14 protein-coding genes are annotated in these 15,225 nt (G+C 60.0%); 8 read left to right on the plus strand and 6 right to left on the minus strand.

Annotation, left to right across the window (positions count from 1 at the left end; genetic code table 11):
* The first annotated feature begins 81 nt into the window (after positions 1-81).
* The 5 genes from EFR00_RS24345 to EFR00_RS24365 are packed head-to-tail and all read left to right on the plus strand — an operon-like array spanning position 82 to position 4,850.
* Entirely contained in the window at positions 82-651 is a 570-nt protein-coding gene (locus EFR00_RS24345) for a flavin reductase family protein (protein WP_040112067.1), read from the plus strand.
* A gap of 10 nt (positions 652-661) precedes the next feature.
* Entirely contained in the window at positions 662-1,894 is a 1,233-nt protein-coding gene (locus EFR00_RS24350) for an acyl-CoA dehydrogenase family protein (RefSeq protein ID WP_077989826.1), read from the plus strand.
* A 43-nt stretch (positions 1,895-1,937) separates the two neighbouring features.
* Positions 1,938-2,918, plus strand: coding sequence for a gamma-resorcylate decarboxylase (tsdA, locus tag EFR00_RS24355; protein ID WP_077989825.1), 981 nt, complete (start codon positions 1,938-1,940; stop codon positions 2,916-2,918).
* A 1-nt stretch (position 2,919) separates the two neighbouring features.
* Positions 2,920-3,978, plus strand: a complete 1,059-nt coding sequence (locus tag EFR00_RS24360) for a maleylacetate reductase (protein ID WP_077989824.1) — start codon at positions 2,920-2,922, stop codon at positions 3,976-3,978.
* A 20-nt stretch (positions 3,979-3,998) separates the two neighbouring features.
* A complete protein-coding gene (locus EFR00_RS24365) occupies positions 3,999-4,850 on the plus strand; it encodes an intradiol ring-cleavage dioxygenase (protein WP_077989823.1) in 852 nt (283 codons plus the stop codon).
* A gap of 336 nt (positions 4,851-5,186) precedes the next feature.
* On the opposite strand, the gene EFR00_RS24370 is transcribed toward EFR00_RS24365, so the two are convergent.
* The 6 genes from EFR00_RS24370 to EFR00_RS24395 form a co-directional block, all read right to left on the minus strand.
* A complete protein-coding gene (locus tag EFR00_RS24370) occupies positions 5,187-5,933 on the minus strand; it encodes a ribonuclease activity regulator RraA (RefSeq protein ID WP_009989786.1) in 747 nt (248 codons plus the stop codon).
* Between the two features lie 21 nt (positions 5,934-5,954).
* Positions 5,955-7,118, minus strand: coding sequence for a mandelate racemase/muconate lactonizing enzyme family protein (locus EFR00_RS24375; protein ID WP_077989822.1), 1,164 nt, complete (start codon positions 7,116-7,118; stop codon positions 5,955-5,957).
* Between the two features lie 33 nt (positions 7,119-7,151).
* Positions 7,152-8,249, minus strand: a complete 1,098-nt coding sequence (locus EFR00_RS24380; protein WP_077989889.1) for an ABC transporter ATP-binding protein — start codon at positions 8,247-8,249, stop codon at positions 7,152-7,154.
* A gap of 10 nt (positions 8,250-8,259) precedes the next feature.
* Positions 8,260-9,150: a carbohydrate ABC transporter permease gene (locus EFR00_RS24385; protein ID WP_077989821.1), complete on the minus strand. Its 891-nt coding sequence runs from the start codon at positions 9,148-9,150 to the stop codon at positions 8,260-8,262.
* Positions 9,147-10,106, minus strand: coding sequence for a carbohydrate ABC transporter permease (locus EFR00_RS24390; RefSeq protein WP_077989820.1), 960 nt, complete (start codon positions 10,104-10,106; stop codon positions 9,147-9,149). The genes EFR00_RS24385 and EFR00_RS24390 overlap by 4 nt, the downstream gene beginning before the upstream one ends.
* 73 nt (positions 10,107-10,179) lie before the next feature.
* A complete protein-coding gene (locus EFR00_RS24395; protein ID WP_040112075.1) occupies positions 10,180-11,658 on the minus strand; it encodes an ABC transporter substrate-binding protein in 1,479 nt (492 codons plus the stop codon).
* A gap of 204 nt (positions 11,659-11,862) precedes the next feature.
* On the opposite strand from EFR00_RS24395, the gene EFR00_RS24400 reads away from it, so the two are divergent.
* From EFR00_RS24400 to EFR00_RS24410, 3 genes are read left to right on the plus strand one after another with little or no spacing between them, the layout of a single operon-like run.
* A complete protein-coding gene (locus tag EFR00_RS24400; protein WP_077989888.1) occupies positions 11,863-12,573 on the plus strand; it encodes a GntR family transcriptional regulator in 711 nt (236 codons plus the stop codon).
* A 51-nt stretch (positions 12,574-12,624) separates the two neighbouring features.
* Positions 12,625-13,791, plus strand: a complete 1,167-nt coding sequence (locus EFR00_RS24405; protein WP_077989819.1) for a mandelate racemase/muconate lactonizing enzyme family protein — start codon at positions 12,625-12,627, stop codon at positions 13,789-13,791.
* A 60-nt stretch (positions 13,792-13,851) separates the two neighbouring features.
* The gene (locus tag EFR00_RS24410; protein WP_040112078.1) at positions 13,852-15,213 is read left to right on the plus strand and encodes a mandelate racemase/muconate lactonizing enzyme family protein; all 1,362 of its coding nucleotides are present in this window, start codon (positions 13,852-13,854) and stop codon (positions 15,211-15,213) included.
* Positions 15,214-15,225: the final 12 nt, after the last annotated feature.

Below are 15,225 nucleotides of genomic sequence, written 5' to 3' on the forward strand. Positions count from 1 at the left end.
ATTTTTTCCAACCCGAATAAATTTGCGTTGACAATAGTTGCAAATGCAATAATTTATGCCCAGGAGACACGGGAGGAAATCATGTCTGCCACAGCTTCCATCGGCGTCGTGCCGACAGCCGCCCCAAAATCCGCGGTCACGTTGGCACACCCAATGATCAGCGATGCGTTCCGCTCCATCATGCGCAGATTTCCGGCCACGGTAACGGTGATTTCAGCGTGTCGCAACGGCGCCGACCACGGAATGACGGCCACCGCCGTGACGTCGCTTTCGATGGAGCCGCCTTCACTGGTCATCTGCCTCAACAATCGCACCTACCTGCACGACATGCTGCTCGAGGCCCCGGAATTTGCCGTCAACGTGCTGACCGACCGCCAGGTGGCGGTTTCCGAAGGGTTCAGCGGCAAGGTTGCGCCGGAGCTTCGCTTCGACTCGAGCGAATGGGTGCGCCATGGACGCGGCATGATGGTGCTTGAAACTGCCCATGCTTCGGTCGTTTGCCGCCGCATGGGCGCCGTTCCCTATGGCACCCACACGATTTTCATCGGTCAGGTAATCGACACCCGCCTTTCAGAGGCGACCGTGCCGCTGATGTACGAGAACGCCAGTTATTGCGCGCCGCGGCACGCGCTTTCCACATCCCAGAGCTAAAGGGTAACCCATGACCAATACAGCAGCCCTGTTCCCCGCGCCGGTGCGGGCAGAAAAAGCATGTCTTGCAGACCGTATCGCCCCGGTTCTCGAAGAGATCCGCGCCAGTGCGCGCGAAACGGAAAGGGCGGGCAGGGTGCCCACGCGCAATATCGACCTGCTCCGCGGCGTCGGGTATTTCGACATTGTCAAGCCTGCACGCTTTGGTGGCGAGCAGGGTTCTTTCGCAGAACTGGTCGCTGCCAATATTGAACTATCAGCGGCCTGTGCGTCGACCGGCTGGGTCGCAGGCCTCTTGTCGGCTCATCAGTGGCTTCTGGCGATGTTCGGCGAACGGGTCCAGGAGGACGTGTGGAACGCCAATCCCGATGCGCTGCTGTGCGGCTCCTATGCGCCGGTGCGCATGGCCGAAAGGGTCGAAGGCGGCTTTCGCCTGTCCGGTGACTGGGCGTTCGCAAGTGGTTGCGAGAACGCCCAGTGGGCGCTTTGTGCGGCGATCCTTCCGCCACACAGTGAAGGTGAGCGGCCGGTTCCGGCCTTCCTCCTTGTCCCTGCCACCGATTACGCGATAGCAGAGACCTGGGACGTGGTCGGGCTTGGCGGCACTGGCTCGAAAAGCCTGACCCTCAACGACGTCTTCGTTCCCGAATACCGCACCCTGACCTTCCCGGACGCCACGACGGGCCGTACGCCTGGCGGTAGGTTTTACAAGGGAATTGGACTGTTCAACATCCCGCTTCTGATGGGTGTCCCGTTCTGCCTCGCCAGCACGGCGGTCGGTGCTGCAAAAGGCGCGCTGTCGAGCTATCTCGACCACATGGGCAGCCGCGTGACGCGCGGCGCTGTCGCTGGCGGCAACAACAAGATCGCCGAGTTTCCGACGATCCAGCTCCGCGTCGCCGAGGCAGCCGCCTCGATCGATGCGGCGCGCGAGATCATGCTGCGCGACATCGCCCGCGCCCAGGACCTCGCTCAGCGACGCGAAGACGGCACGGTTGAAATCACCGATGACGACCGGCTTCTTGCGCGCCGCACGCAATCATTCGGCGTAGGCCTCGCGCTGCGTGCGGTCGAGGCCATGAACGCTTCAACGGGCGGGCTCGGTCTGCAGATGTCAAATCCCGTGCAGCGAGCATGGCGGGATGCGAACGCCGTCGGACGCCACATCTCCATGAACTGGGACGCCGTAGGCACGATGGTCGGCCAGCAGCTCCTCGGGCTTCCACCCAAGGGCCAATACTGACCGCTGCATAAACACCGATTTAGCGAGAGAAAGAGAGCATATCGTGCAAGGTAAGATCGCACTTGAAGAACATTTCGCCATTCCCGACACGTTGCAGGATTCGGCAGGCTTCGTGCCGGGCGACTACTGGACCGAACTGTCTGCCCGCCTTCTGGATATTCAGGACAAACGTCTGAAGCTGATGGACAACTACGGGATCGAGAAGATGATCCTGTCCCTGAACGCGCCGGCCGTCCAGGCCATTCCTGATAAAGCGCATGCAATTGACATCGCTCGCCGCGCGAACGATTTCCTGGCGGAACAATGCGCGAAGAACCCAAACCGCTTCCTCGGATTTGCAGCTCTGCCGCTGCAGGATCCGGAGGCAGCGGCAGAGGAATTGCGGCGCTGCGTCACGACAATGGGTTTTGTCGGCGCACTGGTGAACGGCTTCTCGCAGGAAGGAGATGGACAGACGCCGCTGTATTACGACCTGCCGCAATATCGGCCGTTCTGGGCAGAGGTCGCGAAGCTCGATGTTCCCTTCTACCTGCACCCGCGCAATCCGCTGCCGCAGGACAGCCGCATTTATGCCGGTCATTCCTGGTTGATGGGGCCTACCTGGGCCTTCGCGCAGGAGACGGCAGTCCATGCCCTGCGCCTGATGGGTTCGGGTCTGTTCGACGAGCATCCGTCGCTGCGCATCATTGTCGGCCACATGGGCGAGGGGCTGCCTTACATGATGTGGCGCATCGACAACCGCAATGCCTGGGTAAAGGTCGAAAAGAGCTACCCCGCTAAACGCCGCATTGCCGACTATTTCAACGAGAACTTCTACATCACCACGTCAGGCAACTTCCGCACCCAGTCGCTGATCGACGCGATGCTGGAAATCAGTTCCGACCGCATTCTGTTCTCGGCTGACTGGCCGTTCGAGAACATCGACCATGCGGCAGACTGGTTCGATGGCGCGACGATCGCGGAAGCGGACCGACTGAAGATCGGCCGTACCAACGCGATGTCACTGTTCAAGCTCGATCGATAGCATGGTCGCGCCCTTCACCTATGCCGTCAGTCCGTCCCGTATCGTTTTCGGGGCGGGCTCGGTCTGCCGGCTTGCCGAGATGGTCGAAGCCCAAGGCTGTAAGCGTGCCCTTTTCCTGTCGACCCGGCCGCAACAGCAGATGGCGAACGAGGTTGCCGGACGGCTCGGACCGCTCGCGGCTGGGGTTTTTGCCGATGCAGCCATGCACACCCCGGTCGACGTTACCGAACGGGCGATAGCCGCTTATAAAGCTGCCAGCGCCGATTGCATCATCGCCATCGGCGGCGGCTCGACCATCGGGCTCGGTAAGGCGATCGCCTATCGCAACGACGCGCCGCAGATCGTCGTTGCGACCACCTATGCGGGTTCGGAAGTGACGCCGATCCTCGGCCAGACCGAGAATGGCGTAAAGACGACGGTCCGGCATCCGCGCATCCTGCCGGAAGTCGTGATCTACGATCCCGATCTGACGCTCGGCCTACCGGTCGCCATGAGTATCAGCAGCGGTCTCAATGCAATGGCGCATGCAGTCGAGGGACTTTATGCGCAGGACCGCAACCCGATCTCGTCCATGATGGCGATGGAGGGCATCCGCGCACTGAAGCAGTCGCTGCCAAAAATCCTGTTGCGGCCGAGTGACATCGATGCCCGCAGCCAAGCGCTCTACGGCTCCTGGCTGTGCGGAACGGTGCTTGGAGCTGTTGGAATGGCGCTGCATCACAAGCTCTGTCACACGCTGGGCGGCAGTTTTGACCTGCCGCACGCGGAAACCCACGCTGTCCTGCTGCCGCATTCTGCAGCCTACAATGCAAAGGCCGCCGCCGAGGCTCTGGCACCTGCGGCCGATCTGTTCGGCGGGCCAATAGGCGGCGGGTTGCATACGTTCGCCGCGTCGCTCGGTGCGCCGCTCACGCTGAAGGATCTGGGGATGAAGGAGGCGGATCTCGACCGTGCGGCCGAACTCGCTACCCGGGCGCCTTACTGGAACCCGCGTCCGATCGAGCAGCAAGCGATCCGCGCCCTGTTGCAAGCTGCCTGGGAAGGCGCGCCGCCGCAATGACCCATCGGGAGGAACATGCCATGTCCGGATATTTCAGCGAGGAGAAATCCGTTGAAACCGTCAATGCGAGGATGGGGAAGGACATCAACCCGCGTCTGGCGGAAGTCATGGCGTCGTTGGTCAAGCACCTCCACGCCTTTGCCAGGGATGTCGCCCTCTCCCAGGCCGAGTGGGAACTGGCGATCGACTTCCTCACCCGTACCGGCCATCTGTGCGATGACGAGCGGCAGGAATTCATCCTGCTCAGCGATACGCTCGGCTTTTCCATGCTCGTGGATGCGATCAACAACCGTCGCCCGCCGGGCGCGACAGAAAACACCGTATTCGGGCCGTTTCACGTCGAGGGCGCGCCGGTCCGGCAGATGGGCGACAATATCTCCCTCGACGGAAAGGGCGAGAGCTGCCTATTTAATGGCCGCGTGCTCGACCTTGAGGGACGGCCGATAAAGGGTGCTCGCATCGACGTCTGGTCCGACAATGCCGATGGCTTTTATGATGTGCAGCAGCCCGACACCCAGCCGAAATGGAACAATCGCGGCATCTTCATTACCGGCCCGGACGGCGTCTACAGCTTCGTCGGCATCAAGCCGGTCTCCTATCCGATCCCGGACGATGGCCCCGTCGGCCAGATGCTGAAAGCGCTCGGCCGACATCCATACCGGCCTGCCCATACCCACTATCTGGTCACCGCCGAAGGTTACCAGAAGCTCGTCACCCACACCTTTGTCGGCGATGATAACTATCTAGGTTCAGATACGGTATTCGGGGTTAAGTCGAGCCTCGTGGCGCCGTTCGAAAGGATCGAAGACGGCCAGACGATTTGGCGTTCAGATTTCGATTTCATTCTGACTCCAGTGGATCGGACGCGGTGAGTATTTTGAGGCGCGCAATAAATTGCGGAAGGGACGCATTGCTTTTTACACTGCACGTCCTCGCTTGAGCGGGGTATCGTCCTCAAAAGGTAAGAATCCCAACCGACACGTGGTGTGACTTGCACGAAAATCGAGCTATGCCGCAGGCGGTACACAGAACAGAGCCTGTCGGCGGCGAAACCTGTGCGATCGCCATGTTCAGGGCGGCGCGTGCGGAAGTCAGTCCGGGGCCGGTGGCGACAATCGATACCGGATCCGTCTGCAGAGTAGAAGTCGGGCGATTTAGGGATGCGCTGGCAGGCTGAGTTACGACTCAATCCAAAATAAATTCATTGGCTAAGTTGTTCCCAGGCGGTTTGTTTTGCGCCACTCTTCGTACTCTCCGCGGGCATCGTCATGCAGCGGATAGTAGCGCTGCAACGACCCGCCCGCCATCAGCTTCACTCGCGAGAATTCCTCCCAATCATGATGCTTCTGCGATTCTTCGATTACCACCGAGGCCATTGCGACTGGAAGCACCACCACCCCATCATCGTCGGCGACGATGATGTCTCCGGGGATTACCGTGACACCGCCGCAGGCAATCGGAACGTTGACGGCGTTGGGATAGATGCCAGTCTGCACATGATAGTTGGGCGTCCAGCCGCGCAGCCATAAAGGCAGATCCAGCTTCTCGACATTGGGCCGGTCGCGCATGCACCCATCAATCACGATCCCAGCGCCGCCTCGGCCCTTGAAATAGGTCGACATCATATCACCGAAGACGCCCGAACTCATGTCGGCGCGCGCGTCGACCACGACCACATCGCCCTCCTGCACGTGATAAAGCACATGGCGGTGCAGCTGCGTCTCCGGATCGGCATATTCTCCCTCGGTGAAGAGGTCCGGCCGCTGCGGCAAGAATTGAAGCGTCAGGGCCGGCCCGACGATCGACTTTCCGCGATTCTGCGACACCGGACCGACCATGTGCGGATTGCGGAAGCCCATGTGGCCAAGCGTGCCGGAAACCGTCGCGGCGCCGATCTCCTTCAGTGCGTCGATCAGCTCTTTGGACGGTCGCGTAATGTCGGGCGTATGGGTCATTTTAGGCTCCGGTGGATGAAACTACCAGTTTGTGACAGAACCGTCGCGGCGCTTCAGGTGAGGCGCTTCCCAGAAACGAAAGCTCTCCGCCTTGACCGCCTCTTCGTTGACCTCGACGCCAAGCCCCGGCTGATCGCTGACCGGGTAGTCGGGGCCGTCGAGCCGTGGTTGCACGGGGAAGAAGTCGGAATTATCGAAGCCCAGCTTTGCCTCTGGCGCTCTGGTCTCGAGCCAGGCGAAATTCGGCACAGCGGCGGCGAGATGGATAGTCGCGGCCGTGCAGACTGGGCCTAGCGGATTGTGCGGCATCAGGTCCACATAGTGCGCCTCGCTCCAACCAGCGACCTTCATCGCTTCGGTGAGCCCGCCAACATTGCAGACATCGAGCCGGTTGAACTGATGGATGCCGCGCTCGACGTAGGGCAGGAATTGCCATTTGCTGGCAAATTCCTCACCGATGGCGAACGGGATGTCGGTCATCGTGCGTAGGGATTCGTAGGCCTCGGGTGTCTCGTCCCGTATCGGCTCCTCAAGGAAATCAAGCACGCCGCGGCCGAGCTTGTTGCAGAAGCTCGCCGCCTCTGCCACCGAGAGCCGATGATGATAGTCGATGCCGAGGACGACGTCGTCGCCCAGCGCCTCGCGCGCCTTGTTCAGCATCGTCGCGGTTGCGCCGATCGACTCGCGCGGCTCAAAAATGTCGTTGCTGTTTTGCCCGATGGGGAAGAAGCGGATCGCCTGCCATCCTTGTGCACGTAGTTCGCGGGCGCGTTCGATGGCTACTTCGCCCTCGGCCTCGTCGCCGGTCGAGGCGAAGGTGGGAATGCGGTCGCGCTGCTTGCCGCCCAAGAGTTCGTAAGCCGGCACCCCCAGCGCCTTGCCCTTGATGTCGTGAAGGGCAATGTCGATGGCAGAAATCGCCGCCTGCAGAACCCGCCCGCCTTCGAAGTATTGGCTGCGATAGATTTCCTGCCAGATCCGACCGATCTGCATCGAGTCGCGGCCGATGAGAAACTCGCGATAATGCTCAATCGCGCCGGCCACGGCCTTTTCGCGACCGCTCAGGCCGCTCTCGCCCCAGCCGAAGACGCCGGTGTCGGTCTCGATCTTGACCAGCATCTGGTTGCGCGTTCCTACCCATACCGGATAGGGCTTGATCGCAGTGATCTTAAGCTTCGTAGTCATCCAGGCCCTCGTTTCACACGCATCCGCTTGGCCTCAGTGGGCTTTGAGGGCCATTTCTGTTTCGCCGTCGAACAAATGCATCCGCTCCTGATCGAATTCGAGCCAGATCCGTTCGTCGGGCGCGACGGCAATGGTCGGCGGCACGCTGACATTGACGATTGCGCCGGACAGAAACGCCTGTACGAAGGTGACGTCTCCGGTCGGCTCTACCGTATAAGCCTTGGCAGGGACACTTCCAGGCGTCGCGCTCTTGTGCAGCTTGATCGTCGAGTGACGGGCGCCGAGCACGATTCTCTTGCTTCTTGCCCTCGCGACCTTTTGGGCGTTGGTTGGCGAGAGGTCGAGGCGCCAGCCCTCCGCGCTCGTCAAGACAGTGTTGCCGCTTGCCGTTGATGCCTCCAGCGGAACAAGGCTCATCGCCGGGCTGCCGACGAAGCTCGCGACGAACATGTTCACCGGATGGGCAAAGACCTGCGCCGGGGAATCATATTGCTGCAGGTAGCCGCCGTTCATCACCGCCATCCTGTCGGCCATGGTCACGGCTTCGAGCTGGTCGTGCGTCACGTAGATGATCGTCGCCTTGAGGTCCTGGTGGAAACGCTTGATCTCCGACCGCATTTGCACGCGCAGCTTAGCGTCGAGATTGGAGAGTGGTTCATCCATCAGGAATACCGCCGGATCGCGAACCAGGGCACGGCCCAGCGCCACCCGCTGCTGTTGCCCGCCCGAAAGTTCGCGTGGCTTGCGCTCGAGCAATTGCGTCATGTCGAGCACCCGCGCCGCTTCCTTGACCTTCTTGTCGATCTCGTCTCTGGGCAGTTTGCGCATCTGTAGCGGGAAGGCCAGATTTTTGTAGACCGATTTCTGCGGATAGAGCGCGTAGTTCTGGAACACCATCGCGATATCCCGGTCCTTGGGGTCGAGGTCGTTGACCACCCGGTCGCCGATGACGATGTCGCCAGATGTGATGGGGATGAGCCCCGCCACAAGGTTGAGCGTGGTCGTCTTGCCGCAGCCTGAAGGGCCGACGAGCGCTACGAATTCGCCGTCGTTGACCGTCAGCGAAACATTGTTGACAGCTTTGAAGCTGCCATAGGTCTTGACCAGATTTTTGAGGACCACGTGGGCCACCGGCAACTCCCTAGTGCTTGACTGCGCCTTCCGTGAGGGCGCGTACGAAGTATCGTTGCAGGACGAGGAACAGGACCACGACCGGCACGCTCATCATGAAGCTGGCCGCCATCAGGCCCGGAAAGTCCGTCGTATTTTCTGAAAAGAAGCGCTGGATGCCGACCGGCAGTGTCAACTGGTCGTTTTTGGAGAGGAAGGTGTAGGCGTAGATGTACTCGTTCCACGCACCGATGAAGGAATAGATCGCCGTGGCGATGATGCCCGGCGCCGAAAGCGGCATGACGATCAGGAGAAAGGCCTGGAACCGCGTTGCCCCGTCGATGCGCGCGGCCTGCTCGAGTTGCACCGGGATGTTGTCGTAGAATCCCTTAAGGAGCCAGATTGCCAGCGGCAGGCCGAATGTGAGGTAGGTGAGGACGAGCGACCCATGCGTGTTCACCAGCCCGATTGCGCGCATCAGGATGAAGAGCGGCACAAGAAAGATCACTGCCGGGAACATGTTCCGAAGCAAGACGGCGAAGAACAGAAAGTTGCGGCCCGGGAAGGTGAAGCGCGAAAACGCGTAGGCCGCGGGAACCGCCACGATCACCGAAAGGATGGTCGTGGCGGTGGAGACAAAAAGGCTGTTCCAGAAGAAGCGCAAGAAGTCCTGGCCGACGCTGTTTTGCGGATCGAGCAGCTTTCGGTAGCTGGCGAGGGTGGGCTGGTCCGGCCACCATTGCGGTGGGAATTGCATGGCCGCGAAGCCGGACTTGATCGAGGTGATCAGCATCCAGATCATTGGTAATGCGGTGTAAAGCAGCATGAACACCAGGAAGATACGTCCGCCCCATCGCCATCCGTCGATGCGCATACGGCGACGGGCGTGGGCACGATGAGCAGTCTCGGCGTTCGTGCTCATTGGCTCTCGTCCTTCCGCTCGTTACCGTTCAGCGCACGGACGTAGAAGTAGCCGAGCGACATCAGGATCAGGAACAGCAGCACCGAATAGGCCGATGCCACCCCCCAGCGCTGGCGGCCGAAGGCGAGTTCGTAAATGTGGGTGATCCAGATATGTGATGCGTTCGAAGGCCCGCCGCCCGTCATGATCCATGGGATGATGAAAGAATTGAAGTTGGCTACTGCAAGCAGAAGGACCGTCACCGTCGACACGTTTCTCAGGTGCGGAAACGTTACGTGCCAGAACCGTTGCCATGCGTTGGCACCGTCGACCTTTGCGGCGCGCAGCAACTGGTCGGGTACCGTCTGCAGGCCGGCCATCATCATGATCATGGCAAACGGGAACTCCCGCCAAATATTGACGACAATCAGCGAGGGCAGCACTGTGCCGACGCTGTCGATAAAATTCGGCGGCCTGTCTGCCCATCCGAGGCCGACCAGCACCGCGCCAACTATCCCAAAGTCGGAGTGGTAGATCCACTTCCAGATATAGGACGCGGCGACCGCGCTGATGACCCAAGGAATGATCAAGATGGCGCGCAGGATGCCTCGGCCGACAAATTCACGATGGAGAGCCAGGGCGCAGGCGTAGCCAAGGACAAATGCGATCAAAGTTGACGCCAGTGTCCAGATTAGAGTGTTCGAGGTGACCTTCCAAAACACCGGGCTTGTGAGAATTGCGGTGTAGTTGTCGAAGCCGACGAAGATCTTGTCCCGGAGCTGCAGGCCAGGCGGAGTATTAAAGAACGACAGCTCGATCGTGTAGTAGATCGGGTAGGCTATGACGATGAGCATCACGGCGAGCGCAGGCAGCACGTAAGCGTAGTCAGCGCGATGCTCCCACGTCTTTCGCAGGGCGCCGAGCCTATCGGGTTTTGGTCTTTGCCGAGGCTCGGCCTTGCCAGTCAAGATCGTCACTGTGCCGTGCCCTTATTCTTCGGAGAAAACCGGCTGCAATCGAGGCGCAGCCGGTCAGAGCGTCAGGCTTGGACTAGAGTCCGCCGTCCATCAGGTCTTCTACCTTCTTGGCTGCGTCGTCCGCCGCTTGGTCGACGGTCATGGCTCCGGTCAGGGCATTTTGCAGCATGTCCGGGATGATGATGTTCATGATCTCGGGGGACTGTGGCAGCGCCGGGAAGGGGATGCCGTATGGCAGCATCGAGGTCGTGACATCGAGGAACTTGATGCTGTCCAGACGTTCCTTCATCCATTTGGTCTTGAAGCCGTTAAGGTTCCCCGGGTTCGACCCGGCATAAGCCATCTTCAGCGACCATTCGGGGCTCGTCCACATGCAGATGATGGCTTTTGCAGCCGGCTCGTCTACCTTGCCGCCCTCAACATATTCGGGCTTCAGGATGTGAATGTTGGAGCCGCCGAACACGACGGCACGCTTGCCGTCCGGGCCGGTCGGAATGAGGCCGTAGCGCATGTTGTCGATCACCGTCTGCGCCTTGTCCTTGTCGGTATCCGTCGCCTTTTTCTGCAGATCGAGCATGACGTTGTAGTCGGACGGATGCGAGATCATCATGCCGAGCTGGCCAGCGAGGAACAGAGGCTGGTTGTCGGCCTGCTGGTTGGTGAGCGCCGAAACCGGAACCGACTTGTCGCGTACATACATATCGTAGGAGGCTTGCAATGCCGCCTTGCTCTGCGGGCTATTGAGCTGAACCTCCTTATAGGTCGGGTTGGCAGTAGCTTCGTCGAAAACGCCGCCGCCATAGGCCCACAGCTGCGGCATGAAGCGGTATGGCGTATTTCCGGCATTCTTGCGAGCCACGAGGCCGTATCCAGCAATGCCGAGCTTGTCGTGGATCTGCTTGGAATACTTGACGACGTCGTCCCAGGTTGCCGGGGCCTTGTCCGGATCGAGGCCTGCACGCTTGAAGATGTCGGCATTCCAGATGAACGCCATCGTCTCGTTGTTAGTTGGAATGCCGTAGGTCTCCCCCTCCCAGCTTACAGCCTTCATTGCGCCGGGCCAGAAATCCTCGGCCGAATATCCTACGTCCTCGGGTTTGAGAGGCTGCAAATAGCCCTTCGCGGCGAACTCGGTACCACCCAGGATTTGCAGGCGAACCGCCATGGGCGCTGCATTGCCAAGGAGCGCGGTCCGGAACTTGTCCAGCAGGTCATTGTAGGTGAGGGCTTGTTCCTCAAGCTGGATGTTTGGATAGGTTTTGCGGAAGGTCTCGAAGAAGTCCTTGTAATACTGGCGCAGGAGGTCGGGGTCGCCCTCGAACACGCCCTGATACCAGAAAGTCAGTCGCCCCTTGTAGTCGAGCGGGGTGACCTTGGAGCAATCGGCCGCCGTGTCAAACTCCTGTGTCCCCGCAATGGAGCGCACATATTGCGGCGACCACTTGCTCAAGTCGACCGGCGCGCTGAGCGCAGACACGGACATCAACGATACCATCAAAGCAGTGGATACAGTGCCGCGTACCACGACACCGCCGAGCGAAAGACTCGTCATAGGTATTCTCCCAGGTTTGTCCCAAGCCGCTCTCAATCAAGGCGGTCTTGCTCCCAGGCCGTGGGATTCTCCCACTTAATGTATCCCTTCGACCTTATCATACGTTTTCACGTCAAAGATTGTCTGTCAACTGAAGAAATCGTACATTGTTTTGAGGGGATTTGCATGATATCCCCAGGATATGTGTATGGATTGGGGACAGTCTTGGCTGAAACAAGTGAATTTAAAGCACAGCCCCCCGAGGGGATCGACGCTACCGGGGCCTCGAGCGAGGGCGCCTCTGTCTACCAGCTGATCAGGGACGACATCATCGAAGGGAGGCTCGCGGCCAACGAGCGGCTCGTCATCACCGATCTCGCCCGGCGCCACGGCACCTCGACCAACCCCGTGCGGGAGGCTTTGCAACTGTTGCGCGGCGAGGGCTTCGTCACCTTCGTTCCCAACCGCGGAGCGCGCGTCCGGCCCATCGATCAGGACTTTGTTCGGGATATCTACGAGATAGGCGTTTTGATCGAACCCTCACTGACGCGCTGGTTCGTGAATATGGCCACCGTCGAGGACATTGCTGAACTCGAACGCATCCAGGGCCTGATTGAAGAGAACGACTTCGCCGACACGTTCAGGCACAGCGAGCTGGACACCGCCTTCCACACCGTAATGTACCAAAGGCACTACAACCGCCACGCAGCCGAGCTTTGGTGGAAACATCGCGAAGTGCTTCGAGCCGTGAGCCGGCGTTTCAACTTCACGCTCGCCCGGCGTGCCGCGATCCTTAGCGAGCATCGCGAGCTCATCGCGCATGTGAAAGCGGGGAATGCAAACGAAGCAGGCGAACTCATTGCGCGCCATGTCGAGGGCTCCGGCAGGCACATCCTCGAACACATGCGTGCGCGTAATGCCGCCCGCGCAGGGTAGAATACCGGGCCTGGAATATCGTTTATCCCGACCACTTGAAGGGCAGTTGAGATGAAAATCACCAGCGTTCGGCCGTGGCTAATCAAGTCCGATGCTTCTTATTGGGGAGAGTTTCTGTTCGTCGAAGTGACGACTGACGAAGGGCTGAGCGGCTGGGGTGAGATCACGACCACGACAAGGCTCGCCAATCGCGCCCTCTGCACGATCCTGCGTCAGATCGGTGCCGCTTTGACAGGCGAGGACCCGGCTCGTATCGAGTATCTGTGGCACAAGATATTCCGCAGCTTCACCTATATGGGCAGTCGCGGCGCCGCAGTGGAATGCGTCAGCGCCGTCGACATAGCCCTGTGGGACATTCGAGGCAAAGTCCTTGGTAAGCCGATTTACGAGCTGTTGGGTGGGCCGGTACGCGATGAAATTTCGCTCTACACCCATCCCAACCAGGCCAAATTTACCAGCAATGAGGCTGTGGTCCGCGAGATTCGAGACATAGTCGATTCCGGCCACACTGCGCTCAAGTTCGATCCTTTCCCTTACCAGGGACGCACCGCCGATGGAATGCCGCGCGAACAGCGGGACGGCTACCTCGATGGCGGCATGACCCGCAAGGACGAGCGCGAAGCTGCCGAACTCACTTCTCTGATCCGTGAGACAGCGGGGTCTGATGTCGACATCCTCATTGATGCGCATGGCCGGTTCGACGTACCCACCGCCATTCGCCTTTGTCGGAGCCTTGAGGAAGCTGGTCAGATCGACTGGTTCGAGGAGCCTTGTCCACCGGAGAGCCTCAACGCTCTCAGACAGGTCCGCGAGAAGGTCACGGTCCCCATCTCGTGGGGCGAGCGCGGCCACACGAAGTGGGATTTCGTGCCGGTGCTGGAAAACAAGCTTGCCGACTACATCATGCCGGATGTCACCTGGACCGGCGGCATTACCGAACTCAAGAAGATTTCCGCCCTCTGCGAAGCCTACTACATCCCGGTCTCGCCGCATGACGCCGCAGGGCCGATCAACGTGGTTGCGGGTGCGCAGGTGATGATGACCGTTCCCAATTTCTACAAACTCGAAACGTCAGAGTGGAACCTCGGCAAATACGATCACCTCATCGACAGGCCACTCGATGTTTCGAACGGCAGCCTAAAGCTTTCGGCAAAGCCTGGTCTCGGGGTCGAGATGAACCGCGACTACCTTGAAAGCCACGAGATAGAGCTGGACTAGCAACACTCCATGTTGCCAGCGCGGACGGCGACGAGCCCGCCTACCGAAACGAGGTAAATCATGCCAGAGGCATATGGAGCCGACCAGGCGCTCAATCGGGTGAACACGCATTCCAAACCGTCCGACCTTCGCATAACCGACATGCGGGTAGCCGAAATTGTCGACGCGCCGTTCACCTCAGTGCTGCTGAAGATTTACACGAACCAGGGCATCGTCGGGCTCGGCGAGGTGCGCGACGGCGCCAGTGCCACCTACGCGCTGATGCTGAAGAGCCGGCTGCTTGGTGAGAACCCTTGCAACATCGATCGACTGTTTCGACGGATCAAGCAGTTCGGCGGGCACGGTCGACAAGGCGGAGGCGTATCGGCGGTTGAGATCGCGTTGTGGGATCTTGCCGGCAAGGCCTATGGCGTTCCCGTCTATCAGATGCTCGGCGGCCGGTTCCGGGAGAAAGTGCGCCTCTACTGCGATACTGACGCCACGGTGCCGAGCGGCACCGAGACCGGCAGACGCCTCAAACGGCGCATGGAGCTCGGCTTCACCTTCCTTAAGATGGATCTGGGCCTGATGCAGATCGCGGATGTGCCGGGTGCTGTCGTTTTTCCTGCCGGCTCACTTGAAGGGTACCGCGACCGCCCCGGCCGCGGACCGCTGAAGACCATTGAAGAGCGGCGCGTCCGCAATGCTACCTACGATCTGCACAACGTCGCGCACCCATTTACTGGTCTCCACTTTTCCGACAAGGGCCTCGACCTGCTTGAGCAATACATTGCCGAGGTTCGCGAGGTCATCGGCATGCAGGTTCCGCTCGCGATCGACCACATCGGCCATATTTCAATGCAGAACGGCATTCGCCTTGCCAGGCGAATTGAAAAGTATGTGCCGGCCTGGCTCGAGGATGTGATCCCATGGCAGTATACCGAGCAGTACCGACAACTACAGGACTCCACCACGGTGCCGATCTGCACCGGCGAGGACATATACCTCAAGGAGGGCTTCGAGCCTCTGCTCAAGAGCGGCGGCGTCTCGGTTATCCATCCGGACCTCCTTACCAGTGGCGGCATCCTCGAGACCAAGAAGATCGGCGATATGGCACAGGACCATGGTGTCGCCATGGCCATACACATGGCGGAAACTCCGATCGCCGCAATGGCCGCCGCACACGTCGCGACGGCGACCGAGAACTTCATGGCGCTCGAATACCACTCTGCCGATATCGACTGGTGGGACGATATCGTCACCGGCCTTCCCAAGCCGCTGGCGCAGGACGGCTTCATCACTGTTTCGGACAAGCCGGGGTTGGGGATTGACGATGTCGATGACGAGGTGATCTCGCAGCATCTGCAGCCGGGTGTCACCGGCATTTGGCAGCCTACGGATCACTGGGACGATGAATATTCCTGGGATCGCACCTGGAGCTGAGGCGAAATGGGC

Source organism: Rhizobium sophoriradicis (genome assembly GCF_003939025.1).
Classification (GTDB): Bacteria; Pseudomonadota; Alphaproteobacteria; order Rhizobiales; family Rhizobiaceae; genus Rhizobium; species Rhizobium sophoriradicis.